This window comes from Promicromonospora vindobonensis (assembly GCF_042685865.1).
Lineage (GTDB): Bacteria > Actinomycetota > Actinomycetes > Actinomycetales > Cellulomonadaceae > Promicromonospora > Promicromonospora vindobonensis.
On record NZ_JBHUOG010000001.1, the window covers coordinates 2,643,879 to 2,662,413 of the forward strand.

An 18,535-nucleotide genomic window follows, 5' to 3' on the forward strand; every position below is an offset into this window, starting at 1 on the left:
AATTCGGCCCGGGCGACGACAACCGGACCGACGACCAGGATCTGGAGGATCCATGGACTGGCTTCTGAGTGCAGGGGACGACCCGGTACACAAGTTCTTGCTGATGCTGATCGCGATCGCGTTCTTCATCTTGGTAATGGCGCTGATCCTCTTTGTCGTGGACCGGCGCCGGAATCCGTCGAAGTGGTTCGTCGCAGGTGGATTCGTGGGGCCCGCGTTGATCCTGCTCACGGCGGGTCTGCTCCTGCCCGCCGGCGGGACGATCGTGAACTCGTTCCAGAACCGCAACGGTTCGGAGTTCATCGGGTTCGACAACTACGCCAGGGCGTTCAGCGAGCCCGCCTTCTTGCTGGTGCTCGGCAACACGGCACTGTGGGTGCTGGTGGCCCCGCTCCTGGCGACGTTCATCGGCCTCGTCTACGCGGTGGTGGTGGACCACAGCCGGTTCGAGAAGTTCGCCAAGGCGCTCGTGTTCCTGCCGATGGCCATCTCGATGGTCGGCGCGGGCATCATCTGGCGGTTCGTCTACGAGTTCAAGCCCGATCAGCCCGGCATCCAGCAGACCGGTCTGCTCAACCAGGTGATCGTCTGGTTCGGCGGTGAACCGGTGCAGTTCCTGCTGTCCCGGCCGGCCAACACGTTCCTGCTCATGGTCGTGCTCATCTGGATCCAGACGGGCTTCGCGATGACGCTGCTCTCGGCGTCGATCCGGGCCATCCCCGTCGACATCGTCGAGGCGGCGCGCCTGGACGGCCTGTCCGGCCTCGGCATGTTCTGGCGCATCACGATCCCGAGCATCCGCCCGGCGCTCGTGGTCGTGCTGACCACCATCGCGATGACGACCCTGAAGGTCTTCGACATCGTCCGCACCATGACCGCCGGCCGGTACGGCACCTCGGTCGTGGCGAACGAGTTCTACGAGCAGAGCTTCCGGCAGAACAACGCGGGCCTCGGCGCCGCGCTCGCAGTGCTGCTGTTCGTCATCGTCATCCCGGTGATCATCTACAACGTGCGCCAGATGCGCCTGGCCGAGGAGGTCCGATGAGTACCACACAGCCGGCCGTGGCGCCCAAGACCGTCCGTCCGCCGACGGGCATCGACGAGCGGGCCCGCAAGGCGAAGAAGGCGCTCACCTCACCCTGGGCGAGCGGGATCGCCATCCTCATCGCGATCCTCTGGACCGTGCCGACCTTCGGGCTGCTGGTCACCTCGTTCCGGCCAGAGCTCGACATCCGGCGCAGCGGCTGGTGGACGGTCTTCGGCGACGCACTGGCGGGCGAGGGCGTGTTCTCGCTGCGCAACTACGAGTCGGCGCTGTTCGACAGCTCGACCAACCTGATCGACTACTTCGTCAACTCGCTCGTGATCACGCTGCCCGCGGTGTTCATCCCCATCACCGTCGCGCTCCTCGCTGCCTATGCGTTCGCGTGGATCGACTTCAAGGGGCGCAACATCCTGTTCGTCGCCGTGTTCGCGCTGCAGATCGTGCCCATCCAGATCACGCTCATCCCGCTGCTGTCCGCCTATGTCGACACCGGCATCAACGGCACGTTCTGGCCGATCTGGCTGTCGCACTCGATGTTCGCGCTGCCACTGGCGATCTTCCTGCTGCACAACTTCATGCGGGACATCCCGTCCTCGCTGGTCGAGGCGGCTCGTGTGGACGGCGCGGGGCACGTGAAGATCTTCTTCTCGGTGATGCTCCCCCTGCTCACACCGGCCATCGCGGCGTTCGCCATCTTCCAGTTCCTCTGGGTGTGGAACGACCTGCTGGTCGGTCTGGTCATGGGTTCCACGAGCACGTCACCGCTCACGGTCCGCGTCGCCGAGATGGCGGGTTCGCGTGGTGGTGACTGGCACGTGCTGTCGGCCGGAGCGTTCATCTCGATCCTGGTGCCACTGATCGTGTTCCTCGCGTTGCAGCGCTACTTCGTGCGCGGGATGCTGGCGGGCTCGGTCAAGGGCTGACCCGCCTGGTTCGGTGGCCGAACTGATCCGGTGGTCGAGCAGGTGGAGACCCACGAGGGACTCGACAAGCTCGGCCACCGGATCAGCTGTTTCTCGGAGTCACTGCTCCCGGGCCAGCAGGCTCTCCTTGATCGGCAGTCCGTAGCGGAACCCACCCAGCGTGCCGTCGGTGCGCAGGATGCGGTGGCACGGCACGAAGAGCGCTGCCGCGTTCATCGCGCACGCCCCGGCGGCGGCGCGGACCGCAGCCGGCCGGCCCGCCCGCGCCGCGTACTCGGTGTACGTCAGGCGCTCGCCGGCCTTCACCTCGCGCAGCACGTCCCACGCGTGCGTCCGGAACGGGCCGCTCGCCTGCCGGACGGGCACCCGGCCGGGCGCCCCGTGGTCGCCGTCGTAGTAGGCGCGGACGGCGTCAGCGGCCTCGGCGAGCACGCCGTCCGACGACGGCTGGGCGAGCTGTCCCGGACCGGCGACCGGCCGGAGGGTCGGATGGACGAGACCGAGCAGCGCGTCGAGGTCGGCGGTCCAGCCGGCGGCCAGCACCGCCTCGTGGGCCGGGGCGCCGCCGCCGTCGGCGGGTCCCGGCCCCGCTCCGACGAGGATGCTGAAGGCGCCGTCCGGGGTGGTGAGGGTCGTGGCGTGCATGGTGTTCCTTCCGTGAGATGGGCTGTCAGCCGCACGGGCCACGCACGGTGACCCACGTCGCTGATACGTCAGGCGGAGCGCCAGAGGTGCATGGCGGCGTACGAGCGCCAGGGTGCCCACACCGCGCCGCGCCGGGCGAGCTCCTTGAACTGGTGGGGCCGGGGCTCCTCGGCGGAGACCAGGCCGAGGTTGCGTGCGCCGGCGAGCAGGGCGACGTCCCCGTCCATGAGGACGTCCGGGTCACCGAGCACCCGCAGCGCGACGTAACCGGCGGTCCAGGGTCCGATGCCCGGCCGCGACACGAGGCGTCGGCGGAGGTCGTCGGGATCGTCACCGACGCTGAGGGCGAGGGTGCCGTCCGCGAGGTCGCGGCCTGCGCCGAGCACGGTCGCCAGGGTCCGGGCGGGCAGGCGGAGGTGGGCCTCGGCGCCCGGTTCGCCCTGAGCACCCGCCACCTGGGCTGGCGTCGGGAAGAGGCGGGTGAGCCCGTCGAAGGCGGAGACGTACGACGTACCGACACCCTTCGCGAGGCGGGACAGGTGCGTACGCGCAGCGGCGACGCTGATCTGCTGGCCCACGATCGCGCGGAACAGCAGCTCTGCAGGGTCGAGCGTGCCAGGCACTCGAATGCCTGGGACCGCGGCGACCGACGGCGCGAGCACCGGGTCGGCGGCGAGCGCGGAGTCGACGGCCACGGGGTCGGCGTCGAGGTCCAGCAGCCTCCGCACCCGGGCGACGGCGACCGGGGCATCCGCCAGGTCGGCGAGCTCGAGGTCCAGGTCGACCCTGCCGCTGCCCGGCCTGGGTACGCGCACCTCGAACGCACCGGGGCCGTGCGGCAGGGCGACGGTCCGGGCGTACCGGAGGGGCGCCGAGCCGGTGGGGGAGCCGGTGCCCAGGTCCGCCGACTCGACGCCCTCGACCGCACGGACCGCCAGGAACTCGAGCACGCCACGCGCGTCGAAGGGCTCACGAACCGGCAGGCTGAGCGAGATCCGCACCGGCTGGTCGACGCCGGCACTCTCCTGAGGAGGCCCGGCGAGGTCGGTGCGACCAGGTCGGCGCCGGGCACGTGCGCGCAGCTCCGTCGGTGTGGCGCCGAAGACCTCGGCCACGGTGTCGTTGAACTGCCGGATCGAGCCGAATCCCGCGGCGAAGGCGACGTCGGCCAGCCGCAGGGTGGTACCGACCAGGAGCGCGCGTGCCGTCTGGGCTCGCTGCGCCCGGGCCAGCGCCAGCGGCCCTGCGCCCAGCTCGCCGACCAGCAGGCGGTGCAGCTGCCGCTCGGAGTAGCCCAGCCGGGTCGCCAGACCGGTCACGCCCTCGCGGTCCACCACGCCGTCCGCGACGAGGCGCATCGCCCGGCCGGTGAGGTCGCGGCGCAGGTCCCAGGCGGGCGTACCGGGGGCGGCCTCGGGCAGGCAGCGCTTGCACGCGCGGAACCCTGCCTCGTGCGCGGCGGCCGACGTCAGATAGAACGAGACGTTCTCTGCCTTCGGCGTGCGGGCAGGGCAGGACGGCCGGCAGTAGATGCCGGTGGTGCGGACCGCCGTGTAGAACTGCCCGTCGAAGCGGGAGTCGCGCGCGGCGATGGCGCGGTAACGCTCGGTGAACGCGGGATCGCGCAGCTCTACGTCGGTCATAGCCACCATCCTGCGCCCCGTCCGGACACGTCGGCTAGCGGGATTCGGACACGGCGGTGGGAGGCGTCGGTGATGCGCACAGGATCCCCGCGTCCTCACCCTGTGGATACATAGCGCCCACGACGCAGACTCCGCCAGGATGGCGGGCATGCCAGCGACCTGGGCCGGCGACGTCGTCGCCCGCCTTACCGACACCACGAGGTGTCCCGCCTGCGGGGAACACCTCGCAGCCACCGTCTGTGCTGCCTGCGGACTCGACGTCTCGGGGCGGCGTGCGCAGGAGGTGTGGCGCTTCTCGCTGACCGCGGCGGAGGCTCTCCGGGAGCGGGAGCAGGTCCTCGACGCGATGCGACGGACCCAGGCGGTGGTGGCCGCCGGCAAGGCCGGTGCGGGCACGCCGGCCGCGGGTGGTCAGCCACGTCCGGTCCGTGCGGACGGGGGCTTGCCCGTACCCGCCCCGCGGGCACCTGCGCAGCGAGCGGCGACACCGCCGGCCCCGGTTCCGGCTCCGGATCCTGCTCCGGCTCCGCCGACGCTGACACTGCCGACCCCGACCCCGACGCCGCAGCCGTCGAACTCTCCTGCCTTCGCGCCGCCGGTCGACCGAACGGAAGCGGTGCGACCGCCCGTCCGGCAGGCCGAAGGGCCCGCCGAGCAGCCCGTCGCCGTCCGCCAGGAGAAGGCGCCGCAGAGCCGCCCGTCCGGTCCGGGTGTCTCCCTGCAGCCGATCCTCGCCGGCGCCGGTGCCACGCTGCTGGCGGTGTCGGCCGTGGTGTTCGTGTTCTTCACGTTCGGTGACAACCTGCTGCTGCGTGCCGTCGTCACCGGGATCGTCACCGCAGCGGCGGTGACGGTCGGAGCCATGCTGCGACGGGCCGGGCTGCGGACGACGAGCGAGGCCGTGGCCGCTCTCGCGGTCGTCCTCGCGTGGGTGGACGTCGAGCTCGGTCTGCAGGCGGGCCTGCTCGGGCAGCTCGACCCGGCGATGGCGCGGGCCGCGGTGCTCGCGGTGCTGGCCCCCGGGTTCGTCGCCATCGGCACCTGGCTGCGGGTGCGGTCGTGGGTGTCGGCGGGACTGCTGTCGGCTCCCCTGGTGCCTGTGCTGGTGGCGGCAGGCCTGCCCTGGTCGGCGTGGTCGATGTGGTGGTGGGTGCTCGCCCTGATGCTGGCCGGCGCGGTGGCGTGGGCGGCCATGCGGACGGTGCCCCTTGTCGAGAAGCGGTCAGGCACGCGGCTCGTCACCGAGACGGCGGTGTTGCGGACGGTGCGCGCTGCTGGTCCGCCGCTCGCCCTGCTCACCGCGTTGGGGGCCCAGACCGTGCCGTTGGCGACGGTGGGCGCGACGGCGATCCTGTGGTCCGCTGTGGCGGGGTGCTCGCTGGCGCTCGGGTCCTGGCTGCGGGTGCGGTCCTGGACGTCGACGGGCCTGGTGTCGGCTCCGGTCGTACCGCTGCTGATCGTGTTCGGCCACCCAGTGGCTGTCGAGTCCGTGTGGTGGTGGGTGCTCGCGCTGGTGCTGGTCGGCGGCGTGGCGTGGGCGGCGATGCGGCTGCTCCCGGCGTTCGCTCGTCGCCTCGGCGATACCGCGACGTTCGAGCTCGAGACAGGGGTGCTGGGGGTGCTGCGCGCCGCTGGACCGCCCCTCGCCCTGCTCGTCTCGCTCCGCGCCGAGGCGGTACCGCCGCTGACGAGCCTTGGTGCGACGACGGTGCTGTGGTCCGGGGTGGTCCTGTTCTCTGCGCTGCTGGGCTACCGCCTCCGGGTGCGCCCCTGGCTGACGACCGCACTGCTCGCCGCACCGGTGGTGCCGGTGCTGGTGGTGCTGGGCCTGCCCGCATCGGTGTGGTCCGGGTGGTGGTGGGTGCTGGCGCTCGTGCTGGTCGCCCTGACCGGCTGGGCGGCCGGACGATCGGTGCCCATGCTCGCGGAGCGGTTCGGCACGTCGTTCGCCATCGAGGCGAGGACGCTGCGAGTGGTCCGAGCGGCCGGGTTCCCGCTCGCGCTCGTGGCGTCCTGCGTCGTTGGCCCGGTGCCGCCGCTCACGAGCCTCGGCGCGACGACGGTGCTGTGGTCGGCAGTGGTGGTCTTCTCGGCAGTGCTCGGGCACGTGCTCAGGGTGCGTTCCTGGTTGTCGGCCGCGGTCCTCGCCGCAGCGGTGGTGCCGGTGCTGGTGGTGCTGAGCCTGCCCGAGTCGGTGTGGTCGGCATGGTGGTGGGTTCTCGCGCCGGTGCTGGTCGCGCTCGTGGCGTGGACGGCGATGCGCCTGTTCCCGACGTTCGACCGGCGCCTCGATCCCCGCGGCGAACCGCTGTTCATCGTCGAGGCGCGGATCCTGCAGGTGGTGCGTGCGGCCGGGCTGCCGGCCGCGCTCGCGGCGTCGGCCCTGGCGTTCTTTGCCGCGCCGGCCGCTCCGTTCACCCGGCCGGCGACGACCGCCCTCCTGTGGTCGGCCGTCGTGGTCACCGGCGTGGTGCTCGGCCATCTGCTGCGGGTCCGGTCCTGGTCGTCCGCCGGAGTGCTGGCGGCCCCGGCGATCCCGCTGCTGCTGCTCGGTACGGCGGAGGTGTCCGAAGGATCGTGGCTGCCCACGGTGGCGGTCCTCGCCGCAGTCCTCACCACGCTCCTCGCGCGCGCTGTCGGCAGGGTCTCCGGGCCGCGCATCGGGTCCTGGCTGCGGCCGGAGACCACGGTGCTCGACGTCCTGGCGATCGTCGCGATGCCGATCGCCGTGCTCCTGTCGTTCGGGGTTCGGCAGCCGGACGTGCTGCCCGGCCTCGGCGGCACCGCGGTGCTCGTGGCTCTGGCGGCGATCACCGTGGCGGTTCTGCGGCGGGCCACCCACCACAGGCACTGGACCGTCTTCGGCGGTGTGCTCGCCGTTGCGGCCGGCGGCCTGCTGGGCGGGGTCGCGGAATGGTCAGGAACGGGATGGGTCCCGTTCGGCGCGGCGTGCGTGTGGGCGGCGCTCGCGCTGCTGACCGCTCCCCGCCTGCTGGCGGCGACCCGCCTCGGTTCTGTCCGTGGGGCGCTGCACCCGGCCACCAGGGACGACCTGTTGCTCAGCGGCTGGATCGTCGTCGCTGCCGCAGCGGTACCAGCCTTGATGCTGGTCCCGGGGCGCGCGGCCGACGCGTGGGTCGCCGCCTGGTCGGCGTCGGGCACCGGGTGGGCGCTGCCCGCCGGGGCGCTGGTCAGCCCTGCGCCGGTCGGCCCGAGGATCGGGCAGGCCGAGGCTCTGGTGAGCCTGAACCTCCCCTGGGCACACCTGGGGACCGTGGCACTGGCGGTCGTCACGCTGCTGGCGGCCAGGCTCGCCCGGGGCGGACGGCGGGTCGAGGCCGGCGTGGCCCCGGTGGTCGTGCTGCTCGCCGTGATCGGTATCGCGCTCGATCCTCGACTCCTGACCACCGTCTCGCTGGCCGCCCTCGCCCTGCTCGCGCTCGTGCTCGTCGCTGCGACAGCGGACCGGGTGGCCGTCTGGCCGCGGCTGCGCCCCGCTGTCGCCATCGTGCAGGGGGTGACCAGGGCGCTGGTGCGCGCGTCGGGCCGCCTGCGCGTGATCGGTGGAACCAGGGTCACCGGTGCCGACCTGCGTCTCGCTCGCGCGACCGCGCTCACCGGCGCGTTCGTGGTGACCGGGATGCTTCTCGTCCTCTCCTGGGCCTCGCGCCCCACGGCCGCCTTCGGCGCCCTCGTCGTCTGTGCCCTGCTGCTGTCGCTGCGTGGCGTGCTGCGGCCGGTGACCCACCCCTGGCTGGTGGGCGCCGGGTACGTCTACCCGCTGGCCGTGCTGGGCGTCGTGCTCGCGTGGCTCGACCTGTCCGCCGTCGCGGCGATCTGCACGGTCTCGGCGGTCGCCTCGCTGGTGACGATCGCGGTCACGCTCGGGGCACGCACCTCGCGAGCCGAGTGGTACGTGGTGCTCGGCGTGACCGCAGGGCCGTTCGCAGCCGGTGTGCTCACCGTGGTGTTCGAACGCACCTGGTGGTCGGCGGGCGCGGCTGCGGCCATGCTGGCTCTCGAGCTGGTCCTGCTGCTCACCGCCCGTCCGGGCCTGTCGGGCCTGATCCGGTCGGGAGCGGCGTTCCTCCTGCTGCCGACGGCGTCCGTCATGGTCACCAGTGCGGGCGCCATGATCCTGGAGGTCTCTGGATCGCCGTACGTCCTGCCGGCCACCGCCCTGGTCGTCTCGGCAGTCGCGGGCGGCGCGGCTCGCGTGGCAGAACGGATCGCCGCACGGGTGCCCGACGGCGGGCCGGGGCTCGCGGCGGGTGTGCACCGAAGCCTGGAGCGGTCCGCACTGCTCACGGGTGCCATCACGATCTTCCTCGCCTACGCCCGACCCGCGGCAGGGCCGGACGTCGCGGTAGCCGTGCTGCTGCTCCTCATGGCCGGCACCGCGCTCGTCGCCCGCGAACCCGGACGCCGGCGCGTCTGGCTGCTCGTCGTCGCGCTGGGTCTCGCCGCGCTGTGGACGGCGCTGGCCGGCGGCGACGTGATGCTGATCGAGGCCTACACGCTTCCGCCTGCCCTGGGTGCGATCACCGTGGGGGTGCTCCTGGCCTGGCGCCTCGGGCACACCGGTGCAGGCACGGAGAGCGAGGCCGGACCGACCACGGGCGGGCGCACGCCGCCCACGGCACTGACACATGCCTGGCGTCTTGCCGCGGCCGGCGCGGGGCTCGCCGTGGTGCCGAGCCTCCTGGTCCACCTGACCCGTGCCGAGCCGGCCGACTGGCGGGCGTTCGCCCTGGTGGGTGGCGCTGTGATCGCTCTAGGGGCGGCCTACGCGCTCGGGCTGAGGCCCGTGCGCGAGCGGTTCGCCGTCCTGCGCGAGCCGTGGACGCACCCGGCGCGACGTGGGCTCACCGCCGTCGGGGCGCTGGCCGCGCTCGCCGGAGTGGTCGAGTCGGTGCACGTCGCGCGCGAGCCGGTGTCCTGGTTCGGGTTCGACCGGGGTACGTCGCCCGCTCTGCCCCGCCTCACGTGGTACGACGGCGCCCCGCTCGGGACGTTGGTGGAGGCCGGTTGGGTGTTCGCGGTCGGTCTCGGGTGGGCGCTCCTCGCGGGAGCACTGCTGATCGCAGCGGCCGCGGTGGCGCGGCACGCCGCGGACGGGCGCCCCTCGCCGTGGCTCGACCGCTGGGGCATGGCGCCGGGCCTGGTGCTCGGCACGATCGGAGCGGTGGCGAACACCCGGCCGGTGTGGGGATCGATCGTGTCGCTCCTCGTGCTGGAGCTCGTGCTGCTCGCGGTGCTGGTCCTGGTCACGCGGCGCGCGGGACGGGCAAGCCTCGGCGCACCACCGTGGCTGGTCTGGCTGTGCGCGACGGCCGTCGCGATCGCCGCCTGGTCGCCACGCGAGCTGCGGGTCGAGGCGTTCTCGGTGATGCTGGGCGCCGGGCTGATCTGGTCGGGAGCTGCCGCCCTGCGCCGCTGGGTGGCGGCGGGCGAACCCGATGGCGCCACCGGCACCCTCATGACCTGGCCGGTCGGCTATCACGGCTCCTGGCGCACCATCGGCTGGGGTATCGCCGCACTGGTCGGACCCTCGGTGCTGTCCACCGTCACCGACCCGCTGACGGTCCGCGCGTCCTTCGTGGTGCTTGCCGCGCTGGCCGCGGTCCTCGTCGGATCACGTCTGCGGCTGTCGGCGCCGTTCTGGATCGGCGTGTGGACCCTGGCCGTCGAGGTCGTCGTCGTGTTCGCCAAGCTGGGCGTCGGCGTCTCGCCGCTGCCGTGGATCCTCACGCTCGTCCCCGCCGCGGTCGTCCTGCTCATCATCGCGACGCTCGACGAACGGAGGACGGCCGCCTCCGGCGGCACGGCAGCCTATCTACGCGACCTGCGCTGACAATCGCTGCCCGGCCGGTCGGCAGTCCGACCGGCCGGGTCGTCGGCCCGGCACCCGCCTGGTCCGGCCCCGGTCCGGTCCGGTCACGCCTTCGCGTCCAGCCAGTCCAGCACCGTGGTCAGGTACTTCTCCCGCGCCTGCTTGGGGGACAGCGCCAGGTCGTGGGCGCCGCCCTCGATGACCGCTACGTCGACCGCGGCTCCCACCTGCGGCGCACGAGCATGCATGTGCGCGACATCGAGGATCGCGTCGGTGCTGAGCATGACCGCGGCGGCCCCGCCGTCGGGCCCCGTCGCATCGCTGGTGCACAGGAGGGTGGGGCAGCGCACGGTGAGCCCACGGGCCAGCCTGCGGTGGCCGCGCCGGATCGAGGCCAGCCACCCGGCCCGGACGGGAAAGCCCGCGTACGGCTTCCACCGCAGGTCGTAGTCCCACTCGCCGCCCGTGGCGCGGTGCAGGGCACGGCCGTAGTCCTCGTCGAGATGGGCAAGGACCGTGCGCGGCGCTATCCGCCCGAGCAGGTACACCAGCTGGGTGACCAGCGTCCGGTCCGACCAGCTGCCCCTCAGGTCGAACCAGGGGCTGTTCAGCACCAGGGCCGTCACCTGCTCCGGGCGCGCGTGCGCGTACATCGAGGTGATCAGCCCGCCCATCGAGTGCCCCATGAGCACCAGCCCGCTGTGGCCGTCCGCGGCGATCGCCTCGGCGGCCGCGTCCAGGTCCTGCTGGTAGAGCCGCAGGCTGTTGACCATGTTGGCGTCGGCGCCTGTCGCCATCCACGCCTCCATGGAGCGCCCGTAGCCCCGCAGGTCGATCGCGTAGAACGGGTAGCCCCGTCCGGCGATCGCCTCGGCGACGTGCCGCTGGAAGAAGTAGTCCGTGTACCCGTGCACGTACAGCACGGGCGGGCGCCCCACGTCGGGACGGTCCTCCGGCGTGTAGCGGACCAAGGTCGCCTCGGAGCCGCCGTCCACCGCCGGACGACGTCGGTGCGCCGCGGGCACCCGCAGCGCCCCCGAACGCCCCGGCAGCCGCAGCGTGCGCGCCTCGAAGCCGGCACCCAGCACGTCCTCGGTCCAGTCGTTCCCGCTGTCGTCCATGTCGCTCCTGTGCGTCACGCCTGCTTCTGCGCGGCCTGCCGGCTGCGCTGCCGTCGGCTGACGATATAGGTAACGAGCCCTCCGAGGACGAGTACCAGGAACGTGGCGAGGCTGACCGGCGCGCCCCAGTCCGAGATGATGCCCTCGGCGGGGTGTGCCTGCGAGGTGGGCGTCCCCACGGCCGTCGGCATCGCGCTGGTGCCCTGTACGGGCACCAGCCCGCGCGCCGACAGCCGCGTGGCCTGCTCGGCGTCCGGGTGCCAGGTGACGGTGCTTCCGTCGACCTCGCCGTTGGTCTCCGTCACCGGGCCAGGGAAGGTGAGCTCGATGGTGGCATCGACGGAACCGAGCGCGCCCTCTGGCACCTCCTCGATGCCCTCCACGCGCTTCGACAGGTCCAGCACGCCGGAGACGACGTACTCGTCGCCCTCACGGGTGACCCGGAGGTCGCCGTCGCTGATCGTGGCGAGCGTCGCCACGGGCTCGTCGTCGAACACGTAGCGGGAACCGGTGTAGCCGTCCTCCGCGTACGGCTCTTCGGTCACGGCGTCCGGGACATCGCCCACCACCGCGTCCTTGTACTGAGCCCAGACGTCGGCGGGGTCACCGCCGAACATGCCGGCTGCGTCGTCGGCCACTGCGATGACCAGCGTGCCGTCAGCGGTGTCGTGGTCGGTGAGCGTGGTCCGCAGGTCGAGGCGCACGCACCCCGTCAGCGTCAGGGCGACGAGCACCGCGCCGACGAGAGCCCGGCCCATGACGTTCGTGACGGCGGAGTCACCTCGCGCCACCTCTGCTCTCACCCGCCCAGTCTGCCCGATGTCGATCCGGGTCAGTACCCGGGAGGAAAGCTGGGCGGCCGGCTCGGGTCCCCAGGGGTGGGCTGCTCCTGCGGGTGCGGTGGTGCGGCGCCGTACGGGGACGGGACGCCGCCGTACTGCTGCGGCGCGGGCTGCGCCAGGGCCGGATGTGGCGCCTGCTGCGGCGGGACCGGCGCGTCCCCAGCCACCTCCGGCCGTCGGTCTCGCACACGCAGCATGGCCTGCCACACGATGACCCCGATGAGCAGCAGGATGATCAGCCCGCTCAGACCCAGCACCAGAACCATCCACTCCGGGACGACGGGCAGCGTCACCACCTCGGAGGCGCCGGCCGCCTCCTCGGCGCCCTGCTCCGGCGGGGCCACGGCGGAGCCCCGCGCGCTGATCTCGACGGCCTCGCCCACCGTCGGCTCCCAGCGCACGGAGTTGCCGTCGATGGTCCCGTTCGAGTCCTTCACCTTGCCGGGGAACGTGATGTCGACGGTCACGCTCAGGTTGTCGACGGAGGAGCCGCCACGGCTCCCGAGGCTCTCCTCGGTGAGGTCGAGCGTGCCGGACACCACGTAGTCGCCACCCGTGCGGACGACCTCGATCGGCCAGCCCACCCGGGCGCCGACGCCGCCGAGCTTCGCCTTCGGGTAGACGTACCGCGTGCCGGTGTAGCCGTCCTGCTCGAAGTCCTCGGTGCGGACCGCGTCCTCGGCCGGGTCCCCCTGGCCCTCGGTGAGCGTGTCGATGACGGCGTCGGGCGACTGGCCGGTCTGGTCGAGGTACTTGTCCTCGACGGCGAGCACCACGCTCGACACCGCCATGTCGTTCGGCTTCAGCTCCACCTCGACACCCATCCGCACGCACCCGGACAGAGTCAGGGTCAGTACGGCGAGGGTGGCGACTGCCACGAGGCGGGAGCGGATCACTCAGACAGCATGCCGGTCGCCCCCCGGAATCGAAAAGCCTGATTGAGGGGAGTTGTCCCCATAGGCGGGACGCCAGGTGCGGGGTATGGGCGCGGTCGGCCGCCGTCAGCCGGCGGGAGCAGGAACGGCCGCCTTGGCGCTCGCGGCCAGCATCCGTTCCCGGCGCAGCGCGGGCAGGAAGCAGGCGGCGCCCAGGGTGCTGAACGCGCCGGCCAGCACCATCGCCGCCGAGGTGGAGAGCGCGTCCGCCGTCCAGCCAAGGACGGGGCCGGCCAAGGAGAACGACGCGAACGAGAGCATCGAGGCCATCGACAGGACCGTCGAGCGGTTCCGTGACTCGGCTTCGCGGTGCAGGAGCGCCTGGTATGCGGGCCCGCAGGCGCCGTGCAGCCCGTACGTCACGAGGTAGGCGGCGACCAGGCCGACCGGGCCGATGGCCAGACCCATCCAGACGGCCCCGAGCCCGTTGAGCAGGCGGGCAAGGATCGCCGTCCGGGCGACCCCGAGCCGCGGCGTGGCAAGGCCGGTCAGCGCGGCCCCGCCCGCGAACACCGCCCAGCCGGCAGCCGCGGCGGGCCCGGCGACCGCTGCACCGGCCGCGGTGCCGCCCAGCATCTCGGAGAGCCGGATCGGCTGGAACGTCTCGAAGACCACCATGCCGACGCTCCAGAACACCTCGACGAGGAGCAGCCAGCGCAGGACCCGGTTGTCGCGTGCGAGGCGCAGCCCGTCGCGGATGACGCCGGGAGCCTGTCGCGCGGACCGGAGCACCCGGTCCGCCACCCGTGTTCTCCCGCTGCCCGACGGCGGCAGGGTCGGCGCCGTGCCGGGGCCGCCGGTACCGGGGTCGTCGGCCGCGGGGGCCGAGATCCTGGGCACCTCCCGGACCAGGACCGTCACGGCGACCAAATGGGCCAGGGCGAGGGTGGCGTACACCGCGTAGGGCAGCGCCAGTGCGGACCAGGCATCGAGCGGGTGCCACCAGACGAGCCCGCCCGAGACGAGCGCACCGGCGGCGATCGACACGCCCAGCACCGTGCTGTGCGCCGCCAGCGGCCGGTCGACGTCGGCGCCGGGCTCGGTCGCGTGCACGGTGTCGACGAACCAGGCCTCCAGCGGTCCGGAGTCGAGCGCCCTGAAGGCACCCGTGACGGCTGCGGCCAGGGCGAACGCCCAGAAGGTCTGCGCGGTGAGGAACAGGACGGCTGCCGCCACCTGCAGCACGGCGGCCACGACGAGCAGAGGGCGACGGCCCAGGGTGTCGGCGAGGCCGCTGGTGGGCAGCTCCAGGAAGAACACGGTGAGTCCCGTGATGGACAGCGCCGTCAGCGCCTCGGTGACCGAGAGCCCGCGTTCGAGCGGGAGCAGTGTGGTGACCGTGACGACCAGCCCCACCGGGAACCACCTGGTGGCGGTCAGCAGCAGGAAGACCTTCCGGGCCCGGGCCGGCGTCAAGGGGGTCATGATCGGTCCGTCCCAGGGTCGGTGTCCGTGTCGGTCCTGGCGTCGGCGTCGCCCTTGACGTCGTCCGTGCCCGGGACCTCGTCCATGTCCATCGGGTAGGCGGCCTGCCAGATGGACACGCGGCGGGAGCCCGGGCCACCGCCGGCTTTCTCGTAGCGGTCGAACACCTGCTCCAGGTCCGCCTTGAGCGCCACGAGCTGCTCGGCGTTCAGGGCGAGGCGGGTGTCGCCAAGACCGGCAGCGTCCTGCCACTCGCTGGGCCATGCCTCGGCGACGTCGAGCCAGTGCCCGAAGTCGGTGCCGAACAGGCGTAGGTAGTCGCGCTGCAGCCAGGCGAGCGCGGTGGCGGCGTCCTCGTCGTCGGACAGCTCAGAGGGTGCCCAGCTGTGGGAGCTTGTGGCGGCCCTCCACAGCCGCTGCTTGCCCGCGCCCTCGCCGGTGTCCGCGACCAGCCCGACGGACTCGAGCTTGCGCAGGTGATAGCTGGTGGCGCCGGAGTTGGTGCTCAGGGCCGTCGCGAGCGTGGTCGCCGTCGCCGGGCCGCCGCGCCGCAGGGTGCCGAGCAGGCGCGAGCGCAGCGGGTGAGCGAGGACCTTGACGGCCTCGGGAGTGAGACGGAAGTTGTCCTGGGGAGCGGGCATGCGTGCACAATAACCGTGCACAGTCTCTATGCACAACAGTTGTGCACGAATATTGTGCACCGACCGTGCGGATCTGTTCGGGGTGCTCGGTCCGGGGCGCTCGGTCCGGTGTCGAACCGCAAGTTGAGGGTCGGCCGGCCGGCTCGCCGGCGCCGAACCGCAACTTGCCAGCCCGGCGCCGGGCCTGCCGGGTCGAACCGCAACCTGTGAGTCCTCGGACTGGTCTGTCGGTGTCGAACCGCACGTAGAGGGTCAGCCAGCCGGCTCGCCGGCGCCGAACCGCAAGATGCTCGTTGCGGTAGGCGTCGAGCCGCAACCTTCGAGTCGATGAGGGAGCTTGTAGACGTGTTCGCTGCAGTTCAGCCCGCCCGACCGCGTTCAACTTGCGGTTGGACGCCTACCGGCAGGCTGACGGACTCTTATCTTGCGGTTCGACGCCGACCGTGCAACCGACAGACTCTTAACCTGCGGTTCGACGCCGACCGTGCGACCCGGCGGACCCGCACCCCCCCGCGGTTCGACACGCCGACACGCCGCCACGCCGACAGCCGCCCCCACGTGCGCCCCGTCAGAGCAGCATGAACAGCGCCGTCCCGACGCCCGCGATCACCACGAGAACCCGGAACACGACGGGCGACATCTTGCGCCCCAGCCGTGCTCCGACGTATCCGCCCACCACGGACCCGGCGGCCAGCAGGCCGATCGCCAGCCAGTCCAGGTCGGCGACCACCACGAAGATGATGGTGGCCACGACGTTCGCGGCCAGGACCGCCAACGTCTTCAGCGCGTTGACGATCCGCACCGGAAAGTCGGTGCCGAGCCCGAGCACCGCGGCCATCATGACGCCCGAACCGGCCCCGAAGTAGCCGCCGTAGGTACCCGTGAGAACGGCGAACACCACGGTCGCCGGCGACATCTCGTGGCGCAGGCGGGTCGGCTCGTTGCGGGTGCGGCGCAGCCATCGGCTGATCCACGGCTGCGCGCCGACGAGCAGGCAGGAGAGCAGGATCAGCCACGGCACCACTGCCTCGAACACGCCGGGCGGGAGGGCGAGTAGCAGGATCGCTCCGCCGACGGAACCGACACCGCAGGCCGCGAGCACGACCAGGACCGTGCGTGGGTGTTCGCGCAGCTCCTGGCGGTACCCGATCGCGCCGCTCAGCGCTCCGGGCACCAGGCCGACCGTGTTCGACGCGTTGGCGACGACGGGCGGCAGGCCGACGGCGAGCAGCACGGGGAAGCTCAGGAGCGACGCGACGCCGACCGTAGAGGTGAGGATCCCGGCCCCGAGCCCTGCACCGAGGACAGCGAGCTGTTCCCAGCCGGTCACGGTTCCTGGTCCCGCAGGAGTGCCACGTCGCTCACCATCTCGACGTGGGCGTGCATGGCGGCTGCGGCGCCCTCGGGGTCACGGGCCCGGATGGCGTCCGCGATGGCGCGGTGCCCGTTGAGGGAGTTGCGGGGGCGTCCCGGCTGCGAGAGCGACTCGATCCGGCTCTCCCGGATCAGGCTCGCGATCTCCCGCATCGTCCGGGCCAGGAGGTCGGAGTGCGCGGCTGCGGTGACCGCCGCGTGGAACTGTTCGTCCGCCTCCACACCCCGGTCCCCGTGCGTGATGGCCGCCTCCATGGTGTCGAGGGCCGCCTCGATCGCCCGGAGGTCGTCCTCGGTGCGGCGCTGTGCGGCCAGGGCGGCGATCTTGGTCTCGAGCGCATCTCGGATGTCGATGATCTCGGGCATCCGGTCGGCGTGCGCGCGGATCGCCTCGACGATGCGGCTCTCGCTCAGCTTGCCGGTAAGCACGGTGCCGTCACCGTGCCGTACCACGACGACGCCGACCACCTCGAGCGCGACGAGGGCCTGGCTGAGGGTCGCGCGGCTGACGCCGAGCCGTGCGGCGAGCTCGCGTTCGGGTGGCAGCCGGTCACCGGCCTTGAGCCCGTTCTGCTGGATCCAGGTGGTGATCTGCTCCGCCACCTGCTCGTAGAGGCGCGTGCGGGCCAATGGTGTCGGCAGTTCGGCGGAAGCCTTGGGGGTCACCTGCTGAGAATACTTGACAGATGGAGCAGTGGACTATTGGCTAGGCCACTGATCCATCGTGCCTCGTCGGTCAAAGGTGTCCGCCACGATGGGAAGAGGAGTTCTCATGGGTCCTGAGTGGATCGCGATCATCGCGCTCGTCGCGTTGTTCGTCGTCGGGACAGTCCTACCGATCAACATGGGCGCGCTCGCCTATGTCGCCGCATGGGTCGTCGGCGTGTTCGCGCTGGGCATGGACGACAGCGAGGTGCTCGGCGGGATCAGCGCCAGCCTCGTGCTGACGCTGATCGGCGTCACCTACCTGTTCTCCATAGCCAAGAACAACGGCACGGTCGACCTCATCGTCGCGCAATCGATCAAGATGGTCGGCGGCAGGGTGGCGCTGATCCCGTGGGTCATGTTCGCTGTCACCGCGGTGCTGACCGCCATCGGCGCAGCCAGCCCCGCCGCGTGCGCCATCATCGGCCCGGTCGCGCTGGGATTCGCCCGCCGCTACAAGATCAACCCGCTCATGATGGGCATGTTCGTGGTGCACGGCGCCCAGGGCGGCGGGTTCTCCCCGATCAGCATCTACGGCACCATCACAAACTCCGTCATGGCCGACGTCGGCTACGAGGGCACCGAGATGGCCGTGTTCATCGCGTCGCTCGGGTTCAACCTGGCGATGGCCATCATCCTGTTCTTCGCGCTCGGCGGCCGCCGCCTGATGAACGAGCGGGTCGACCCCGCCGACGCCGCGGACCACGCCGCCGACCGCGTCGTCGACAACCTGCCCACCGGCGGGCAGCCGGCGCCCGCCGGTGGGCAGGTCGCCGTCGCGACGGTCACGCAGAGCACCGGAGTGCGGCGCGACCACGTGCTGACGCTCGTCGCGTTCGCAGCGGTCGCCGTGACGGCCCTTGCGTTCGACATGGACATCGGCTTCGTCTCGATCACGGCAGCCGTCGTCCTGGCCATGCTGTCCCCGCGGCAGAACAAGGACGCCGTCAAGCAGATCGCGTGGCCCACCGTGCTGCTGGTGGCCGGTGTGAGCACCTACGCGACGGTCTTCACGGAGGCGGGTTCGCCCGAGTACATCGGCCTCTGGGCGGCGGGCCTCGGCATCGTCACCGTCGGCGCGCTCGTGCTCTGCTACGTCGGCGGCGTCGTCTCGGCGTTCGCGTCCTCCACGGCACTGCTGCCCGTGATCATCCCGATTGCGGTGCCGCTGATCGCCACCGGCGGCGTCAGCGCCTGGTCCATGGCAGCGGCCCTCGCCGTCTCGTCGACGATCGTCGACGTCAGCCCTTTCTCGACGAACGGAGCCCTGATGCTCGCCAACCGGCCCGACACGATCTCGGAGCAGGCGTACTACAAGCAGATCCTCGGCTACGCAGGCATCGTCACCCTCGTGGGACCGCTGCTCGTGTGGGCCGTCCTCGTCCTGCCGGGCTGGTGAGTGC

Annotated in this window: 13 protein-coding genes; 4 read left to right on the forward strand and 9 right to left on the reverse strand. The window is 72.1% G+C overall.

Annotated features, from left to right (window positions below; genetic code table 11):
- Positions 1-52: 52 nt before the first annotated feature.
- A complete protein-coding gene (locus ACFS27_RS11920; RefSeq protein WP_377183166.1) occupies positions 53-1,045 on the forward strand; it encodes a carbohydrate ABC transporter permease in 993 nt (330 codons plus the stop codon).
- Entirely contained in the window at positions 1,042-1,968 is a 927-nt protein-coding gene (locus ACFS27_RS11925) for a carbohydrate ABC transporter permease (RefSeq protein ID WP_377183168.1), read from the forward strand. Before ACFS27_RS11920 ends, ACFS27_RS11925 begins: the two co-directional genes overlap by 4 nt.
- 99 nt (positions 1,969-2,067) lie before the next feature.
- Here ACFS27_RS11925 and ACFS27_RS11930 read toward each other — a convergent pair whose 3' ends face one another.
- On the reverse strand, positions 2,068-2,613 hold the full coding sequence (locus ACFS27_RS11930) for a methylated-DNA--[protein]-cysteine S-methyltransferase (protein WP_377183170.1): 546 nt from the start codon (positions 2,611-2,613) through the stop codon (positions 2,068-2,070).
- Between the two features lie 68 nt (positions 2,614-2,681).
- The gene (locus ACFS27_RS11935; RefSeq protein ID WP_377183172.1) at positions 2,682-4,256 is read right to left on the reverse strand and encodes an AlkA N-terminal domain-containing protein; all 1,575 of its coding nucleotides are present in this window, start codon (positions 4,254-4,256) and stop codon (positions 2,682-2,684) included.
- 148 nt (positions 4,257-4,404) lie between these two features.
- Here ACFS27_RS11935 and ACFS27_RS11940 point away from each other — a divergent pair, with 148 nt between their 5' ends.
- Positions 4,405-10,110 carry an SCO7613 C-terminal domain-containing membrane protein gene (locus ACFS27_RS11940; protein ID WP_377183174.1) on the forward strand — a complete coding sequence of 1,902 codons (5,706 nt, stop codon included), beginning with the start codon at positions 4,405-4,407 and terminating at the stop codon, positions 10,108-10,110.
- A gap of 83 nt (positions 10,111-10,193) precedes the next feature.
- On the opposite strand, the gene ACFS27_RS11945 is transcribed toward ACFS27_RS11940, so the two are convergent.
- The 7 genes from ACFS27_RS11945 to ACFS27_RS11975 form a co-directional block, all read right to left on the reverse strand.
- Positions 10,194-11,228, reverse strand: a complete 1,035-nt coding sequence (locus ACFS27_RS11945) for an alpha/beta hydrolase (protein WP_377183176.1) — start codon at positions 11,226-11,228, stop codon at positions 10,194-10,196.
- On the reverse strand, positions 11,225-12,013 hold the full coding sequence (locus tag ACFS27_RS11950; RefSeq protein WP_377183178.1) for an LppM family (lipo)protein: 789 nt from the start codon (positions 12,011-12,013) through the stop codon (positions 11,225-11,227). The genes ACFS27_RS11945 and ACFS27_RS11950 overlap by 4 nt, the downstream gene beginning before the upstream one ends.
- Positions 12,014-12,042: 29 nt before the next feature.
- Positions 12,043-12,948, reverse strand: a complete 906-nt coding sequence (locus ACFS27_RS11955) for an LppM family (lipo)protein (RefSeq protein ID WP_377183180.1) — start codon at positions 12,946-12,948, stop codon at positions 12,043-12,045.
- A gap of 105 nt (positions 12,949-13,053) precedes the next feature.
- Positions 13,054-14,412 (reverse strand): MFS transporter, encoded by a 1,359-nt coding sequence (locus tag ACFS27_RS11960; protein ID WP_377183182.1) that lies wholly within the window; start codon positions 14,410-14,412, stop codon positions 13,054-13,056.
- Positions 14,409-15,053 carry a winged helix-turn-helix domain-containing protein gene (locus ACFS27_RS11965; protein ID WP_377183184.1) on the reverse strand — a complete coding sequence of 215 codons (645 nt, stop codon included), beginning with the start codon at positions 15,051-15,053 and terminating at the stop codon, positions 14,409-14,411. The genes ACFS27_RS11960 and ACFS27_RS11965 overlap by 4 nt, the downstream gene beginning before the upstream one ends.
- 568 nt (positions 15,054-15,621) lie before the next feature.
- Positions 15,622-16,383 (reverse strand): sulfite exporter TauE/SafE family protein, encoded by a 762-nt coding sequence (locus tag ACFS27_RS11970; protein ID WP_377183186.1) that lies wholly within the window; start codon positions 16,381-16,383, stop codon positions 15,622-15,624.
- A complete protein-coding gene (locus ACFS27_RS11975) occupies positions 16,380-17,093 on the reverse strand; it encodes a FadR/GntR family transcriptional regulator (protein WP_377183188.1) in 714 nt (237 codons plus the stop codon). The genes ACFS27_RS11970 and ACFS27_RS11975 overlap by 4 nt, the downstream gene beginning before the upstream one ends.
- Positions 17,094-17,199: 106 nt before the next feature.
- On the opposite strand from ACFS27_RS11975, the gene ACFS27_RS11980 reads away from it, so the two are divergent.
- Positions 17,200-18,531 (forward strand): SLC13 family permease, encoded by a 1,332-nt coding sequence (locus ACFS27_RS11980; protein WP_377183190.1) that lies wholly within the window; start codon positions 17,200-17,202, stop codon positions 18,529-18,531.
- The last annotated feature ends 4 nt before the right edge of the window (positions 18,532-18,535 follow it).